Raw genomic sequence first — 17,495 nt, forward strand, 5'->3', positions numbered from 1 at the left:
GGTGGGTAATGTGTCCGGAGCGATCCAGCGCCAATGCGATGGGCACCAGAGTCACCTTACCGCCCCCACGTTTACGGGCTGGCCGAGGCATCGTCTTTTTTCCCTTGAAGGACTCCGGCAGGAATGTCTCGTCGGCCTCGATGATGCCGGACAACGACGTAGCCTTATGATCTCTGGGACTGCTTAGAAAGGCATGACGCCAGCGAAAGGCCGTGCGTAGGCTGACACCGGTCACCTTGGCCGCTTTGCGTAGGGATAGGCCATAGCGCATCGTTTCCACATACTCTAGCCAGAGCTCTTCTTTACGCATGCGGTACAGCGGGCTACCCACCAGCGCGTTGAAGGTCTTTGCGCAATGTTTACAGCGGTAGCGCTGGCGCTCATTCCCGGATGATCCCCAGCGAATAAACATCTTGGACAGACAATAAGGGCACTGGGTAACCGCCTCTTCACTGGCCGTCAGCGTCTCGTAAACAGCATCCAGTTTGACGCGTTTTTCAATATGATGCCGTAGCTTTTTCAGCTGTGGGGTGGTGAAGTCAGGAACGCGGCGTAGAAGGTCGTTGAAATCATCGTGCTGCACGGTAGCCTCCAAATACATTCAGGTATGGAGTAAGNGTAGACCACCAACAGGTAAGCACAACAGCGCCGAAAATAGCCCATATCCAAAACGATAACTCGCACCGTATTTCCAAGCAAATAGCGGATAAAACACCGCTCATCGCGGCGTTCGAAGACCTCAAGATCAGCAACATGGTTCGCAAACCCAAGGCGAAACTCTGCGAAGACACCGGCCGCTGGCTGGCCAACGGGGCCAGCGCGAAGCGCGGCCTCAACAAAGCCCTTCATTCGGTCAACATGGGCCAGATCCGCCAATTTACAGAATACAAACTGATGGTGCGGGGCAAGCTGATGGTGCGGGTAAAACCGCACTACTCCAGCCAAGAATGCTCTCACATGTGGCCACACCGCGTCCGGCAACCGACCGTCGCAAGCGACGTTCTAGTGCCTGAGTTGTGGGTTTGCTGCAAACGCGGATGACAACGCTGCCTGTGTGATGAAGCAGCGCGGAATAACGCACGTTCGAAGTGAGGCGTTCTCGAAAGGGAAAACACCTCGAACCATCAAAGTGCGACGGGAAAAGGCGCAGGAACTGGCGTCTTCAGGAAGCGGAGATTGTGTAAGCTCTGACTCTCAAGCAGTGATCAGTGATGCTCTAAATTCTCGACGGACGATGCAGTATCCTTGTCTTTCGGAAACTCGACGGCTTTAGTCACGAATAGTTCATGGCACAGAAGACCCAGGACATTTTTTCCTACGATACGCCAGAAGCCTACAGACGAGTGTGCAGGCCCCCTACCAATTCCAACGCACGGAGACCCAGACGATACATCGGACTGGCGCGAGTGTCGGCGTTGCGTTAATTGCCGAGCAACAGGCCGAGAAGACCACAGTTCTGGACAGGGCCGGACTGGCACTGAAAGAGGCCAAGCGGCTAGGCGGTGGGTGCTCTCGGTTGTACCGGCCTCACCTGGCCCTGGATTTTGGACAACAACGTGAACTCGAAACCCGACTGCGGGGGGCGATCCAGAGCCGAGAACTTGAACTCCACTATCAGGCCCAGGTTGATGAACAAGGCAGGCCCGTGGGAGCGGAAGCCCTACTTAGGTGGGAAATACCCGGTATAGGTTTCATTGCACCGGGAACGTTTATCCCCCTAGCGGAAAAGATAGGGTTGATTCACCAGCTTGGTAAAATTGTCATTTCCCAGGCATGCCATCAACTTGCAAAATGGAGCGCAATGCCCTCCCCTTTCCCCGATCTGACACTGGCAATCAACATCAGTCCGTTGCAGCTCCATGATGCCGGATTGTATGAACAGATTTACACCGAATTAGCCCAGACCGGCGAAGCCTGACAAACTCAAGCTAGAAATTACCGAAAGCGCGGTTCTGCACAACCTCAGCGCTGCACGTGTGGCGTTGGAGAGACTTGAGATAAGCTGGGCGTTCGTATATCACTGGACGATTTCGGCACAAGGTATACGTCGTTCAGTTACCTCAAAGAACTGCCCATTAGTGAAATCAAAATAGATCGATCGTTTATCGAAAATGTTGACTCACAGAAGTACGACGACGTGATCACACAAACAATACTGGGGCTGGGGCGGATGTTCGGACTGTCAGTGATTGCTGAAGGATTCGAAAACCAGAACCAGGTGGAATGCCTTCAGAAGATGGGGTGCGAACGGTACCAAGGTCACCTGTTCGCGTACCCTAAGAGCCCTATAAAGTTCAATCGATACATTTCAGACTACAGTGCTATATGAGGATAAAAAATAGGAAAAGGTGATAAATCAGCAGGAAGGTTACCAAAAGTAAACGTCAGGTGGTGCAAAAGAAACCGAAACCGGGCCGCCAGTGTCAGCACCTTGAGTAAAGGAAGGCCGTGGCTGTAAGGTTAAAACGCGTTAACCATACGCCCAGGCGTCGTGCACGGAGCCGGTGTAAGTAAAAACTCATGAGGAGTAGTATGATATGAAGTTATCCACGTCAAAGCACTCGAAGGTGCTCACTTTCGGTGTTGCGCTTAGCCTGGGGCTGGGAGTCTCCCAGGTCGTCGCGGAAAGCAGTGATGCCAGCCCGGACTATAACACCGAGATTGAGCAGCAGATTGAAGATGGTCAGCGTCTGCCGATTCTGCAGCGCAGCGTTCCCCGCGTTTCATCCATCCAGTCTAATGACGACACTGCAGCCACAGGTTCAGCCGCTGTAGCGACCGGCAATGCAATGGTTAAAACCCTGGATCAACGCATCGGTGAACACAGCGAAGTCGTCAGTCTTCGCCAAGATTTGAGCTCCGAGACTACCGCTCGCTTTAACGAAGACGTGACAACCAACCTGCGCATAAATAGCTTGCTCGGAACCGTAGGCAGCAACGGCACTCGAATTAATAATCTCAACACCAGTATTAACTCAGTCGGTAGTGACCTGAACGCCACCAATAGCAAACTTGGACGTGTGGACCGGGCTGCCCGGAATGCGCAAGCTCGAGCGGACAGCGCCTATAGCCTGGCGAACACGGCGAACAATAGCGCCAACAGTGCCTATAGCCTGGCAGGGAATGCAGACTCCACAGCCAACCGGAATACCCGTGATATCGCCAATCTGGATCTTGGAGGCGCTAACACCGGCACTCAAGTTCAAACTAAGACCTATGTATATAAAGACACCTATCTTTATCAAAAAACGACGATGGGCAAGGGCTATACCACGACTACCACTGAAAGGGGATATAAAGTCGTTACACTGGTTAGAGAAGAAAAGTCTGTTAATGGCACGTGTGTCAATGCTTCTTCCGACTCCACTAGTAAGAGAATACAGAGCTGGACTTACAGTAGAAGTAGTTTGCCTACTAGTCCGCAGCTCACCCCATGTTAACCTCCCTACGTGCCTAAGAGCTGTATTGTGAGCCATTAAACCAAGCATAACGAAAGGCCCATAGGTCAATGACCTCGCATCCCCAGCAAGCGAAAGCATGTCGTTATTTTGCCTTCTCGCTGGCGGATGCCCAGGCGGGCCGAGGCTCGCTGACCCGTGCCGCATGGAAGCGGCAACCCTTCCGACAATTACCCTCCCCCATCATAAAAAGTGCACAGACCCCGTTGCACACGGACAACCCTGCCACAGACCTGAACCCTCACCCGGACGACCCGAGGATAATAACGCAGGACGACCTGGTAGGCTGGGCTATGGACGAGCCGTTTACGGCATTGATCTGGCACCCGATTGTGTTCCGGCGCACCGAGAGCGTTCGTCACGGCCTCCAGACCCACCAGTGGGCACCGGATATCCTGACACCGATTTCCGTGGTGATTTACGCCGACCCGCAGGGACGCCTGTTGGCGCACGGTCGCCCCCGATTTTCGCGTGAGTGCCTGGAGCCTGCCGGTCATGGCGCAGTCACCCTGGGCAATGTCGATAGCGCTGACGTATTCTATGAGGCCAACCGATTTCCTGACTGGGATATCCCCGGCAACCAGGAAGACGAGCAATCCGAACGCTGGACGCTGGCGGACGTTGCTCAGTACGCTGAGGCCCTGTTCAGCAAGGTCTGTGAAACCGACCCCCGCCACCCGATCCCCGGCGTGCGCTATGAGCGGTTAGGCTATGGCGTTGCGTTACCGGCAGGCCAGCCGGACATCGCCACCAAAAGCCTGCTGAGCACCTACGATGCCATTGAAACTCTGATACCGGACCTTCCCCTGTTTGAGCGCATTGTTGCGCCTATTTCTGGTGACTCGGAGCACCGGACAAGCCGTGTGGAGCGCCTGCCCGATCTTCTCTCACGATGGGGCACGTTACAGTCTAATCGCCAGCTCAGCCCCGATCAGCGCCAGGCCATGAATGCGTCTTCACAATTACGTGAAGGCGAAGCACAAGCCATTAACGGCCCTCCGGGGACCGGCAAGACCGCCCTGCTTCAGGATCTGATCGCCAGCCAGATCGTCAAGGCGGTACTGACCAACGCCAAACCGCCGCTGATCGTCATTGCCAGCACGAACAATCAGGCCATCACCAACGCCCTGGCGTCCATGGCGCTACCGGACCCCGACACCCATGCCGCAGGCAACGCCTGGCTCGATGAATCCCGGCGCAACCTTGAACAACGCTGGATTCCCTTCTGGTCATCGTTGGGGCTGTATCAGGCCTCCCGTTTTGCCCAGGAGTCGGCCCGCAGTCGTGGACACCTGATCGAAGAGGACATGGAGCGCCTGGAACGCACGGCGGATTTGACGGAACTCAGTATGTCCTTCGTCCGAAAGGCCCGCACAACGACCCGAGACGCGTCCATCGCGACGATGGACGCGGCCACCCAGGCGTTGAGTCGGAGACTCAAGGCCGAAGCATCGCAGCAAGTCTTTGTTCAGGCGCTGCCCAAGCGTCTGCGTCAATGCAAAACCGCAAAAGAAGTGCACCAGTGGATTGATAACGCACAGAGCCAGTTCGATCAATGGGACAGGTTTGGATTTGGTCTGTCGAGTGAGTGCAGGCACTGCTGGGAGAATGCCCACGCTGAGATCGTTGCTGTGGCGGAACAACTAAGCGAGGGTGATGCACTGTCGCTGGAAGCCGCAAAGGCCAATGAGACATTGAATGACCTCTGGCGGACAGATCGCACGTTGCGAGTGATGCGCCCGTTCGCATCCCGGCAGTGGGCGCAACCGGTGATACGATTTCGATTGCAACGACTCAGTGTCGACAAAAGCACAGAGCCCGAGACCCTGTCCGACACGATCCGCAAACTCAAAGCGAAAGCCACGGAGCTTCGCACGCAGGCGCAGACCAGCTTTCGTTTGCTGCTGAGCCAAGGGGTCATGAAGGCACTAATACCGGTACTGGATCAGCATCTGCAGATGACGGCCAGGCACCGCTGGTTCTGGCTGGCCTTACATATCCGTGAAGGCCAGTGGCTTAAAGCGATGTCAGAACACGGGCAGGGCCAGCGGGATAAGCGCACAAAGGAAGGCGTCGAGGCCCAGCTGTTACGCCGCTCACTGCTGGCACCAGTGACGATTTGCACGTTGCATCGTTTACCGAAGGTGTTCAGTTATTGGGATGTGGCGCGACAAGCGGAATTGCCGCTGTTTAACCATATCGACTGGCTGTTTGTTGATGAGGCGGGACAATGCGCTCCGGATGTGGCGATGGCATCTATGGCGTTGGCGCGAAGAGCGGTCGTGGTGGGTGACGTCGCCCAACTGGAGCCGGTCTGGTCAATCGAGGGCAGGGAAGATACAGGCAACCGAATAGCGTCGGGGTTGATTCAGCGCAACGAGATCATCAGTATCAAGAACGACCGGATTTCCCGATCCGGTGCCAGCACAAGTGAAGGTAACATTCTCTCGATGGTGCAGAGAGTCAGTGCCTATGAAAGCAACAACGGTGCCCTCGAAGGTCTGTGGTTGACGGAGCACCGGCGATGCGTCCCAGCGATCTTCGATTTCTGCAATAAATTGGCCTACGAGGGACGGATCGAGTCACGACGGAGTGATACGAGCCCTTCTCCACTGCATGCCATCAATTACCTGGATGTTCCTGGTACAGATACTCGAGTGAACGGCAGCCGCGTAAACACACTGGAAGCCACCTTGCTGGCATTATGGGTTGCTGAGAACCGGGCAACGATAGAAGTGGCGTACAAACAGCCGATCTCAGAATGCCTGGCAATCATTGCCCCGTTTCGGGCGCAGGCTCAGCGCATCGAGCAACAACTGAATCTGCACATTGGCAAGGATCACAACATCACCGTTGGCACAGTGCATGCAACTCAGGGGGCGCAGTATCCGATTGTGTTGTTATCCCTTACCTACGGGTCGGAGCCGGTTGGACGTCCATTGTTTTTCGATGAGAAGCAATCGATGTTGAATGTTGCCGTGTCACGGGCCATGGACAGCCTTGTGGTCGCCGGCGATCTGGACGTATTGGTTCAAGCAGGGCGGCCAAGCCGTTTATTGGCGGCCCACTGCATTGAATATGGGCACAGACTATCGTGGCCGCAACTGGAACATAGAACGGTGGGCGGTATTGCGCCTCCGGCGCTCGACAGCATCCGTGAAGTTTATGGTAAGGACGCCCTGGTAAAAACGGTCTTGGAAGGCCAGCCGTCAGCGTTAACGATGGCTTTGACGGACGAAAACATACAGGCCGTAGTGGTTTTGGCGAGCGACGTGGACAAAAAATCCGTTCAGGCGATCGGCAATCAATGCATTCGTGCCGCCCGTCGCGGGGCACAGGTTGTCTGGGTGTTAAGTCAGGCATCGATTGCCGCTTCGCCGGATAACCGTGTTCTGTTTGATGCCATGGAAACACTGAAAAGCCACGGCATCGACATTCACTATGTATCCGGTTCCTTTGCTAACGGTGTCATCCTTCCGGATCAGAATTTGGCATTCCGGGCGGACCGCTCGTGGCTGTGTCACCCGGCACCAAGCCAGTCCATCGCGATACAGAGTCATTCAAGACAGCAGTGGCAGCGCATCCTCGATCTCTACCAGATTCAGTCATTAATGAATGACGCCGCAATGACCGCTTGATGCAGGGCGTCGTTTAATCGGGTGTCGAGGCTGTCCAGCAAATCCCGCCACTCATCACTCCAAAGCGCCTCGTTGACGGTCTCGGTTTGATACGCAGAGTCGGTAGAGCTGGTTTTAACGGAAAGCGTCGACGACCACTGTTGCAACCACAGTGAGGGGTAACCTGAATCCAATAAACGGGCAACCAGAGACGGCCAGTCATCCAGGGACTCGCTGTTGGTATGGTTGAGTGTGTGTGCAGCCCGGAAAATCAATCGTAACCCCTGTGGGACTTCACCGGATGAGGCGAGCAACCCACGAACGGTATCACGAAACCACCAGCGCCGTTGATAATGACGACACAGGGGAAGTATGAGATACGGCGCACGGCCCAGTCGAATTAACCAGAAACGAGTGTTGTCCAGTTCACTCATGTCGGAGCGGATATCATCGTCCAGTCGCCCCATCCGTCCCGACTGCAGGATACCCGGAGCATACCCGCAACGGGATTCAACGTATCGGCCCAGCGCCAGTCGCCACAGCGGGTCTTTCGGAGCACCATCGATCGCCAGGGCTCGCTCGATGCGGACCTGATCACCAACGCTAAGGGGAGTTTCAACATCTCCTATAAAAGCGCTGAACCAAACCATCTCCGGTGTGATTCGCTGACAGGTAGCCAGATACTGTTTGATGTGTTTGCGGTGGTGCTCAAATCTCTGAACCAGAGTATCGGGATCATCGCCTTTACTCAGCAAGACACCCTGTATCCGCTGGCCTGCTTTCAACAATGGCAGGGCGAGAAGCATGATTTTGTGCATGGCCTTGCGCCCCGCCTGATCTCCGTCCATGAGTACAAGGAGTTTATCGAATCTGGCTAACAGTTGGCGCATCTGCGCCTCGGTCACGGCGGTGCCCATGGCAGCCGTCGTCATGAACCCTGCTGAACCCATGGCGATGACATCGGTATAGCCTTCGACCAGGTAACAGACCGGTTGGCTGAGACAGCTTCGCCATAAACCGGCAGTGTCCGGATCACGCATGACGTCCTGAGAAGGCGTCAGGCCATAGAGCACCTGTGATTTATCGAACAGAGGCGTCTCCGGAGAGTTGCGATATTTGTCACCCCCGCGACCGTTATTGGTTTCCGGCGCCAGCGCTGGAATCACGCGCCCACTGAAGGCGCATACGCGCCCTCCCCGATTGATGATCGGAAACAACAAACGGTCCTGAAAGGCCGAGTGTGTCTGGCGGTTGTAGAGGAAGCCTGAGAGCTGGGCCAGTCGGATTCGTTCAGTTTGCGTAATCGAGGGCAGAGGCAGACCGCCGACCCATTCATGAAACGGCCCGTCCCCCGGAATAAACCCAAGGCGGTACCGCCGCACGTCGGTTTCGGTGATCGCTCTTGAGTGCAGGTATTGGGTAATCGGGTCTTTCGGATCAGGCCAGCGCGCCATCAGCTCGCGGAAAGCTTCTTTGGCAACGCAATCGTGAAATTCCTGCAGCGCGTCCTTGTGTTGCGGGCTCGCCTGCTGGGGTTTTTTTGAGGTCGGCTGATCCTGACTCAAATTGATGCTCAACCGGCGTGATAAAAGAGCAATGGCCTCGCCTGGCTCGACGCCGTGGTATTCGGAAAAAAAGCTGATCACGTCGCCTCGGGCACCGCATTCACCCCGGCAAAAATACAGACCCTTTTCGTCGTTTACCGAAAACGAAGGCGTTGATTCGTCGTGAAAGGGACACAAACCGACCTGCTCTCTGCCCTTCAACTTGAGATTCACGCCGGCTTCGCGGACCAGCTGACTCAATGGCAGGCGTTCCTTTATCAGTGGCGCTGCATCCTGAAAGTTGACCAAAGTAGACGTATTGCTTGCGGACACGGCGCAGTTCCTGGGGCTTGGTAAAATTTGTGGCAGAATGATCGTATAAAGTATCACAGACTGAAACATTCGGAGGAACGTGTGACCACAATCCAGGAGCGACTACCGGATAACATGCGCAAGGTTGATATAAAACTCACGAGAAATCAGGAAAAGATTGCCCAGCATGTGAACGGCTCGCTTATTGTATTGGCCGGAGCCGGGGCCGGTAAAACGGCCACCCTGGTTGCCCGGGTCGGTCATTTGCTGGACCAGGGTATAACCGCGCGATCGATTCAAATGATTACGTTCTCACGCAAGGCCGCGAAAGAAATCCGAACCAGGCTTGTGGACCGGTATGGGCTCGATGGTGAGGAGGTGATAGTGGATACGTTTCATGGTTTCGGCTATCGCTTCATGCGCCAGTACAAGGATCTTTTCGGCCTGACCCAGGATCAGGACTGGGCAATTCTGGCTCAAAATGAACAGAAACGACTGCTGAATGAGATCGGTAAAGAACTGTCCGATAAGCACAATGTTGATCCGAAAGAGTTGCGTAAAGCGATCAAGTCAGCCGCCAGCATCTGGTCGCTACTCAAACAGGACTGTGTATGTCCGGGTAACGTCTCCGATGCATTGGTAGAGATAGAAAAAGCCCGCGCAAAAAAAACCGGCTCGACCCCGAATTACAGCAAGGTCTCCATGAATGACCGGCTGTCTGCTGAAACCATGACCGCCTACGAGAAGTACAAGCGAGAAGGGGGGTACGTGGATTTCGACGACTTGCTGTTGCTACCCACTCGGATACTGGTTAAATACCCCAAGATTGCCGAAGGCATCGGGAACATCCATCAGCACATGATGGTGGACGAGTCTCAGGATACCAATCTGGCGCAATATTTGATGGTTCGTTCGATTGGTCGGTCGCACGGCAACGTGGTTATGGTTGGAGATGACGATCAAAGCATTTATGGCTGGCGGGGCGCACGTGTCGCCAATCTGCGTCGCTTTATAAAGGATTTTAACGCCCCTGTAGCCCGGATGGAACAGAATTTCCGATCGCACTCACGGATCGTTGAGTCTGCCGCACACCTGATAAGCCACAACAATTCCCGCCTCCCCAAGAAGCCTTACTCCGACAATAAAGATGGCGCTGACCCAGCCATTCATGTGTCGCGCCGGGATCGGGATATGGCGCGAGCGATCGTGGCACAGGTGAGCGATCTCGTTCAGGGTGGGGCCAATCCCAACGACATTGCGATTCTGTATCGCACCAACCGCATGACAACCCTACTGGAACCGGAGCTCAAGAAATCCGGTATTCCCTACACCGTTGTGGGTGGCATGAGCTTTTATGAACGGGCAGAGATTCAGGCAGCAATGGCGATCGTTCGGGTCGTCACTAAATTCGACGACTGGCAAGCCATCAAAACGCTCCAGCCGTACATCGACGGTCTTGGGAAAAAAGGCATGAGTGATGTGATCGACAGCCTCAAGGAAGATAACGAAAACTTGCTGACTCTCGCTATCCACGAAGCGCCTCGGCAATTCGGCAAGGGTGGCGACCTACTCCAGCAGTTCATGGTGGGGGCTATCGATCACACACACGGAAATTCGGGCAACATGACGCAACTTGAGCAGGTGCGCCGGCTGGCTCAATGGATGAAGGATGGTCCGATGAAAATTCTGGACCGGGAAAAGGACGATACGTTACGGCTAAAACGGTCCGAGAATCTGGATCAATTGGTTGATGAGATTGATAAGAGCAAGCCTGAGTGTTACATGGATTATCTGATGGAAGGCCCGATTTCCGATCATGTCGCTAGTCAGGACGAGTGTGAGCGCATCACGCTGAGTACCATTCACCGATCAAAAGGATTGGAGTGGTCTCATGTGATGGTGGCCGGGTATTCGGATGGCCTGATGCCCTTTGAACCCGACAAGATCAGTGGCCGGGTCGCACCGAAAACGACAGCCAAAGCCGCAGACGACCAGGACGATGATGGCGGCCGCCCGGAAGAGGAACGTCGGCTTGCCTATGTCGCCGCCACTCGAGCAGCCGACACGCTAACGCTATATCACGCCAACCTCTATCATTTTCCAGGCTCCGAACCCGCTGCCCTGGAGATCTCGCCCTTCGTGTCCGAAATGAATCTGACACTGACACCTGAACAGGAACAGATTCTCGAAGGCGGTCGTCCAGCGCCCGTTCGGGCTGAGATCGAGGACTCCATGGAACCGTTCTCAGCGTTTGGCATGGGCTGAACATCGCCCGTAAGATCCGGCGGTGCCCGTGGCATACTGTGAATGTCGTTAAAGAAACGTCCCTCACCCATGCCGCATCTGTTGGAGAGTCCCAGGCGATGTTCAAACAACTCAGACCTTATCAGCTCAAGCCCGAATCGGTACCGAGCCTGGATGAGCTTCGCAAGGTGGCCCAGAAATATCCCGCACGAGAGTGTGAGTTCCAGGAGACGCAACACCTGGGGTTCAAACCGTTTGAGGGGCGCGAAAACTCCGATGAGGCTTTCGTATTAAACCTCGATAGCGGGCGACTGCAATTCTTCGAACTGCTCCGAATGAAAAGGATTGTCCCGGTCGATGCAGTGAAGCGTGAAACCCGTAAACGGGTGCGTGCACTGAATGAGCGCCAGTCGGAACCGTTGACCAAAAAAGAAATCAGGACGGTCAAGGATGAGATCTACCTAGAGCGGCTGGGCAAGGCGCTTCAGAAAGAAACAGCTTTCCCTGTGGTGATAGACACCGACACTCAACAAATGTGGATAGGCGCAGCCTCTGATGGGGCGTGCAGCGACATCATTAAACTGATTCGCCGCACTGGAATCAACATTGAACCTGAGATTCTTTGGGTGGGCCTGGATCTCACAACCTGGATGGCGGCATGGATGACCGGTCAGGCAAGCCCACCGGATGGGTTTTCGATTGGTGGCCAGGTCAAAGCGGTGGACCCCATGGAGATCAAGGCCACAGTGAGCATTGCCCATGAAGAACTGTCACAGCCGGATCTGGCCGCAGTGATTGAGCGACGGACCGTTGTTGAACTCGAGCTGGCCTCAGAATCGGTCAGCTTCAATCTTACCCACGATAACAGCCTCAAGAGCATTAAAATTCACGGTACTCCGGAGGCGGAAGACGACCTGGTGCACCGATACACCTTATGGGCCCTGGAACTCAAGCAATGCCTGAGCGCGATCGATCGCGCTGTGCGCCGATGAGACCGATATTCCAGTCACCAGCTTTAATTATCAGCAGAGACTGGACTAAACATGCGCTTTATTGATCGAGTAGTAGATAATCTGGACGCCCTTCTAACCTATGCCCACAAGGCTGTATGGCGAACCAATCCGCGGGAATTCATTGATCTGGCAACCACTGATGACGATGAGACATTTGTAACCCGGGATGGGACACTGGTGACAGTTCTGTACCTGAAAGGGTTGACGTCAAATCTCTATGGCGAAGAGCTTAAATCGGTTATCAATGAAATTGCGGAGGTCATGGGGCGCGATATCATTCGTCCTGCCGGTCATCAGATTGCAATTTCCTATGAGTTCGATCCGGATCAGGCTTACGACTATTGCAGAAATACGCTCCGGCAAACTGAATCCACCGGCAAGCGACTTGGCCTTGGGAGTTTCGTCAGCGCGATCGTTGAGGAAAAGGCGCAGAAAATGGCCGAATTCTGCCAGGTTGAGAATACCTACATTGCGCTTTACACCACGCCGGCGGCGATCCATAAGGCCGAGATGAAAGGACAGGTGGCCGAACGGACCGAAGTGATGGGTACCTGGCCTGATACGGCCGAAGCATTGTTGAACGATCTGGCGTTCCCCCAACTGAGGGTCAAACACCGCACGATGGTGCAGTCGTTTATGCACAACCTGGCCAATTTATCGTCCTTGAAAGACGTCAGTCTGCTTACATCTACGATTTCGGTGCGCGATTACCTGAAATCCGCCAAGCAGATTACTGAACCTGGCTCGGCTCCAAACTGGGCACCCCGCATTGCCGCTGATTTCATGCAGGACATTCGAGTACCGACCAACCCCAAACGCCAGAATCTCTCTAATGCCGATTTCATGATGCCCCCGGTCTTTGGTGAGCAGCTGTTTGGCAGTATCCCTCAGACAATAGGGTTAAAATATGCAGTATTGGGTAACCGAATCCATTATGCGGTAGCTCTGTCAATGGGGCCAACTGAGCCGGAAACGTTTGATCGACTGGTTCAGCAGGCATCAGCGATGCGGCTACCCTTCCGGATTACATTTTCATTTACCGGATCCGGTACCGGGGTGGACTATCTGAACACCGCTCTTGCTAAGACGTTTCCCTGGGCATCGAGTGCCAACGCACAGGTCAAGAAAGCCCACGAAGCCCTGATAGACTACGAGCAGAAATCCAACGGCGTGGTGCCCGGGCTGTATGTGAGTGCCTGTACATGGGCGCCGCTGAAAATGTCACACAGTCAAAAAAACGGCGCGACCATTGATCTGCAAGAGATTACGGAGCGGGGCACCAAATTGAACCGGGCACTCCAGAGCTGGGGCGGTTGCCAGACAACAGACGCGTTTGCGGCTCCTATTGAGGGCGCTCTTTCAACCCATGCCGGTCTATACGATCATCCGTTGGGCGCCATTATGGCACCGCCCCTGCCGGACGGTGTGGGTCTGTTGCCCTTGTTCAGACCAACCACGAGCTGGACGTCCCGCGATGGCAACGTGGTGTTACGAACCAACGATGGTCGATTCATTCATTATCAGCAAACCAGCTCACGTCAAAATGCCTGGGTTACACTGCTGGTCGGCCCAATGGGCTACGGTAAGTCCACCGCGCTCAATACGCTGAACCTTTACTTCCTGTTAACGCCAGCCCCGGAACCGGAGTTGCCGTTTTTGCGCTGCCTTGATATAGGCCCCAGTTCGCGGTCGATCATCGATATGCTGAAGGCCAGCCTTGGCCCCGATCGACAACACCTAGCACGCTATATTCGAATCCAGAATACGCCAGAATATCAATTCAATCCGTTTGATACGCCGCTGGGGCTGGAATTTCCGCTGCCAAACCATCAGGAGTTCCTGGGAAACCTGTTGATGACCATCGCCTACTCCATGCAGGGAGACCCAGCAGTAGAGGCGCAACTGCCCGGGCTGGTGTCCTCAGCGATCAGCAAAATGTTTGAAAAGTTCGCCTCCGCCAAAAACGGCGGGGACCGGGCGAAGGTTTTTCACGAATCCGGTAACACCCTGGTGAACGAAAAAGTGGCGGAGCTGAGAATTGAGGTGGATGAGGTCTCGACATGGCACGAGATTCGAAATGAGTTGTTTGCCAAAGGCGAAACGAGAGCGGCTTACATCGCCCACCGTAAAGCGATGCCGATTCTTCAGGACCTGATTGGCATTATATCTGCCGAGGAAATGCGCGACGACTACCCGGATGAGGTCAATGGTATTCCCGTACTGAAGTTGTTTTCCCGGGCAATCCGCGAAGCGATCGAGATGTTCCCGATGCTGTGTGGTGAGACAAAGTTCGAAATGGGCGATTCGCGGGTCATCTCATTGGACATGGAAGACATCGTGCCCCGTGAGCAGACTGAACGCGCCAAGTGGAAAGCCTCAATAGCGTTCTTTGTGGGTTACGATATTCTTACGAGAGATTTTTTCTTTCACGAAGATTACGTCAAGATCGTCCCCAAACAATACCAGCTGTTTCACGCTCGACGCGCCAAGCAGTTGAAGACGGCACGTAAACGCTTTTCTATGGATGAACGTCAGCGGTTCTCAAAAATACCCAGCGCCCAGAACCAGGTGGATAGCCTGATTGCCGAGGGCCGGAAAAACCTGGTGGACATCATGGTGGCCTCGCAGTTGTTCGAGCATCACACGGACCAGAGCATTAAGCTGTCCAGTACGGTCGTAATCCTCGGTGCGGGCAACATGGGCAAAGAGGAAGCTGATATGGTGTCCACAAGGTTTGATCTGACCCCAGCTCAGATGGGGGTTATTCGTCGAATCCGGCCGCCATCGTCACGTGGTGCGGAAGCGTTCATGATTTTTCGCACGCGGGATGGCAATCAGGCCCAGCATGTATTAATGACAGATGGGCCTATTTACCTGTGGCTAATCACCACCGAAGCGGTAGACCGGCAGATGCGAGGCCTGATGTACGAGCAACACGGAACAGAAAAGGCATTGCGCCTACTTGCATCGAAGTATGGCGGTGGCTCGATAAAGAAAGAGCTTGAAAATCGGATGGCCGATGCCGACGACACCGATGGTGATGACGAGAACATTGGCGATTTAATTCAGCAACTGGCGAATGAATGCTGAATGGGCTCGCAGGTATGTGTCACAAATGGAAGCGCAGGTGATCAACGTGCATTCCCATAGATTGCCAATAGAGGTTGAGAGCCAATGAGTGTTGTTGCAGAAGGCACCGTTAGTATTAAGGAGAACCCTGCAGGTAAAATTACTTCGGTCTGTTGGGCGATTAACCCATGGCCCGTTAGTGGTGCTCAGCCAATGGCGGTGAGTTATCTGCGATACGCGCACGGTGAGCGATCACCACAAGCCCTCATTATGGCGCTGGGTGGCGATGAAGTGATGACGTTTTGGAAAGCGGAGGATGAGATAGCCGATCGAGTACATCTGTTTTTAAAACACTCAGGAAAGCTCACGATCATGGCGGTTGATCTCGATGACAGCAGCCCGCCAGCGCCGGTTCGTCATGAATGGGAAGTGTCCGTTTCCGTGTTTCATGATTACACAGATACACTGGCCGAGGTGTAGCGTATGAGACAAGGCAGCGCTAAGCTACTTGATTCGATCAGCGTGGAGATAAGGAAATGCTACCGCCAGGTACCAAAGATTTTGGGAGAAGCCACATGACACCCAGTGACCGAGAATATCTGACCACCATCACAAAACAACTGGAACAACCAGGGGCCCGTGTGTTTCTGGTCGGCCCTGAAAACGGAGCGTTAACGCTCGACGTCGCCAGTAAGGCCTTTTCTAAAGCCTCATCCCGGATGAACCCGGAATTAAAGGCTGCTTTACTGAGTCAAGGTGCCGAAAACGGCCAGGCGAGCGGCCATGAAACGCACAGTTTTCTGAAGGGCGCCACGGATTTTCCGCTTAAGGCGGATATTTTCGCACAGGTAATGCACGAGCGCGCCTCTGAAAAAATAAATGACGATCCGGATACAGGCCCTTCCAACTAGCGTCGATGCACGAAATTAGCCAAATTATTAACTCGAAATAAACAGGTTCTGCAAGCTTTTACATCGCTTTATGATTACAGGGCATTAATGGAGCTTAGACTTTGGTAGCATGCGCCGACATTATAAATCTGTAACTATTCAGCTCAAAAAACCTGTGAAAGTTCTTGACAGGGTTTTTGCCTGAATCTTTTCATCTTGTCGGTATACGCACCGATGCAGCCAGACAGGCCATAGCCAGCGCTATGATGTCCGCTGAAGGGCTGTAATGATCGATGACGATCACGGGGCAGCCCCGGTTTTTTAATCGCCGTATAAGAGCGCTCAGAGCCAAAAATGTCGCCCTGAAAACCCGTGCGATAATGGCTGTCTTACAAAGCCATTCCGGTGCGGACAGACATTGAAAATAGACACTATCGACGTTGATTCGGCAATCGCCTCCGTCAAGAACCTTCTTGAGAAAGAGCGTGACCTGTCGCCTTCACTCAAGGCCGCTCTGGAAGTGCTGCTCGTTTTGGTGGCGCTACTGCTCAACCGCACGACGCTCAATAGTAAAAATAGTCGTAAGCCGCCCTCAACGGATCCGAACCGTGACAAATCTTCCAGAAAGGGTTCCAGCAATAGCAAGCCTGGCGGACAGAAGGGGCGTATCGGAACCACCTTGCGGCCAGTCGATGATCCTGATGCCGTGAAAGCGCTGAAAGTCGATCGACGCTCTCTGCCAAAAGGACGGCGGTATCAAGAGGACGGTTATGAAACACGGCAGGTCATCGATATTGATATCGCGCGATTCGTGACTGAATACCGAGCACAGGTTATTAAAGACGATCAGGGAAATCGATTTGTTGCTGCCTTTCCGGATAGGGTCAATCGGTCGGTTCAGTATGGCATCGGCCTCAAGGCCAATGCGGTCTATATGTCGCAGTTTCAGCTGTTGCCTTATGACCGAATCCGTGACCACTTTCAGGAGCAGATGGGCATTCCGGTCAGTGCTGGCTCTGTCTTCAATTTCAACAAAGAGGCTTACGAGAAGCTGGATCATTTCGAGCAGTGGGCGAAAGCTCAGCTCGCCAAGTCTGATCTCATGCATGTTGATGAGACCGGCATCAACCTGGACGGGAAGCGCCACTGGTTGCACTGCGCGTCCAATAGCGCATTGACGCTGCTCTACCCCCACACCAAGCGTGGCACCGAGGCCATGGACGAGATGGGCGTCTTGCCCTTCTTCAACGGAGTGTTGTGTCACGATCATTGGAAGCCGTACTACCGTTACGCGTGCACCCATTCCCTGTGCAATGCGCACCCTCTTCGAGAGCTGGAGAGGGCATGG

11 protein-coding genes and 1 pseudogene are annotated in these 17,495 nt (G+C 54.1%); 10 read left to right on the top strand and 2 right to left on the bottom strand.

Annotated features, from left to right (window positions below; genetic code table 11):
• The coding region (locus A3OI_RS20360) for an IS1 family transposase (protein WP_177313717.1) at positions 1–601 on the bottom strand (601 nt) is incomplete at its 3' end.
• Between the two features lie 152 nt (positions 602–753).
• On the opposite strand from A3OI_RS20360, the gene A3OI_RS0114535 reads away from it, so the two are divergent.
• From A3OI_RS0114535 to A3OI_RS0114555, 4 genes and pseudogenes are all read left to right on the top strand, one after another.
• Positions 754–1,041, top strand: coding sequence for a zinc ribbon domain-containing protein (locus A3OI_RS0114535; protein ID WP_018404984.1), 288 nt, complete (start codon positions 754–756; stop codon positions 1,039–1,041).
• A 304-nt stretch (positions 1,042–1,345) separates the two neighbouring features.
• Positions 1,346–2,329 (top strand): annotated as a pseudogene (locus A3OI_RS24005) (putative bifunctional diguanylate cyclase/phosphodiesterase).
• Between the two features lie 208 nt (positions 2,330–2,537).
• The gene (locus A3OI_RS0114550) at positions 2,538–3,440 is read left to right on the top strand and encodes a hypothetical protein (RefSeq protein ID WP_018404987.1); all 903 of its coding nucleotides are present in this window, start codon (positions 2,538–2,540) and stop codon (positions 3,438–3,440) included.
• Positions 3,441–3,508: 68 nt separating this feature from the next.
• Positions 3,509–7,096, top strand: a complete 3,588-nt coding sequence (locus tag A3OI_RS0114555) for a DEAD/DEAH box helicase (RefSeq protein ID WP_018404988.1) — start codon at positions 3,509–3,511, stop codon at positions 7,094–7,096.
• Here A3OI_RS0114555 and A3OI_RS0114560 read toward each other — a convergent pair.
• Complete coding sequence (locus A3OI_RS0114560; protein WP_018404989.1) at positions 7,060–8,952, bottom strand: DNA primase; 1,893 nt, start codon at positions 8,950–8,952, stop codon at positions 7,060–7,062. The two genes, A3OI_RS0114555 and A3OI_RS0114560, sit on opposite strands and share 37 nt — an antisense overlap.
• Positions 8,953–9,033: 81 nt before the next feature.
• Here A3OI_RS0114560 and A3OI_RS0114565 point away from each other — a divergent pair, with 81 nt between their 5' ends.
• The 6 genes from A3OI_RS0114565 to A3OI_RS0114590 all read left to right on the top strand — a co-directional run.
• Positions 9,034–11,196: an ATP-dependent helicase gene (locus A3OI_RS0114565; RefSeq protein ID WP_228702995.1), complete on the top strand. Its 2,163-nt coding sequence runs from the start codon at positions 9,034–9,036 to the stop codon at positions 11,194–11,196.
• A 98-nt stretch (positions 11,197–11,294) separates the two neighbouring features.
• Positions 11,295–12,167, top strand: coding sequence for a recombination-associated protein RdgC (gene rdgC / locus A3OI_RS0114570; protein ID WP_018404991.1), 873 nt, complete (start codon positions 11,295–11,297; stop codon positions 12,165–12,167).
• 51 nt (positions 12,168–12,218) lie between these two features.
• The gene (locus A3OI_RS0114575) at positions 12,219–15,278 is read left to right on the top strand and encodes a hypothetical protein (RefSeq protein ID WP_018404992.1); all 3,060 of its coding nucleotides are present in this window, start codon (positions 12,219–12,221) and stop codon (positions 15,276–15,278) included.
• 84 nt (positions 15,279–15,362) lie between these two features.
• Complete coding sequence (locus A3OI_RS0114580) at positions 15,363–15,737, top strand: hypothetical protein (protein WP_155903153.1); 375 nt, start codon at positions 15,363–15,365, stop codon at positions 15,735–15,737.
• A gap of 95 nt (positions 15,738–15,832) precedes the next feature.
• Positions 15,833–16,168 (top strand): hypothetical protein, encoded by a 336-nt coding sequence (locus tag A3OI_RS0114585; RefSeq protein ID WP_018404994.1) that lies wholly within the window; start codon positions 15,833–15,835, stop codon positions 16,166–16,168.
• 397 nt (positions 16,169–16,565) lie between these two features.
• The coding region (locus A3OI_RS0114590; protein ID WP_018404995.1) for an IS66 family transposase at positions 16,566–17,495 on the top strand (930 nt) is incomplete at its 3' end.

This window comes from Marinobacter gelidimuriae, assembly GCF_000372805.1.
Classification (GTDB): Bacteria; Pseudomonadota; Gammaproteobacteria; order Pseudomonadales; family Oleiphilaceae; genus Marinobacter; species Marinobacter gelidimuriae.

Coding starts and splice junctions, on each gene's coding strand:
- A3OI_RS0114535 (WP_018404984.1), top strand. CDS start 754: ATGGTTCGCAAACCCAAGGCGAAACTCTGCGAAGACACCGGCCGCTGG.
- A3OI_RS0114550 (WP_018404987.1), top strand. CDS start 2,538: ATGAAGTTATCCACGTCAAAGCACTCGAAGGTGCTCACTTTCGGTGTT.
- A3OI_RS0114555 (WP_018404988.1), top strand. CDS start 3,509: ATGACCTCGCATCCCCAGCAAGCGAAAGCATGTCGTTATTTTGCCTTC.
- rdgC (WP_018404991.1), top strand. CDS start 11,295: ATGTTCAAACAACTCAGACCTTATCAGCTCAAGCCCGAATCGGTACCG.
- A3OI_RS0114575 (WP_018404992.1), top strand. CDS start 12,219: ATGCGCTTTATTGATCGAGTAGTAGATAATCTGGACGCCCTTCTAACC.
- A3OI_RS0114580 (WP_155903153.1), top strand. CDS start 15,363: ATGAGTGTTGTTGCAGAAGGCACCGTTAGTATTAAGGAGAACCCTGCA.
- A3OI_RS0114585 (WP_018404994.1), top strand. CDS start 15,833: ATGACACCCAGTGACCGAGAATATCTGACCACCATCACAAAACAACTG.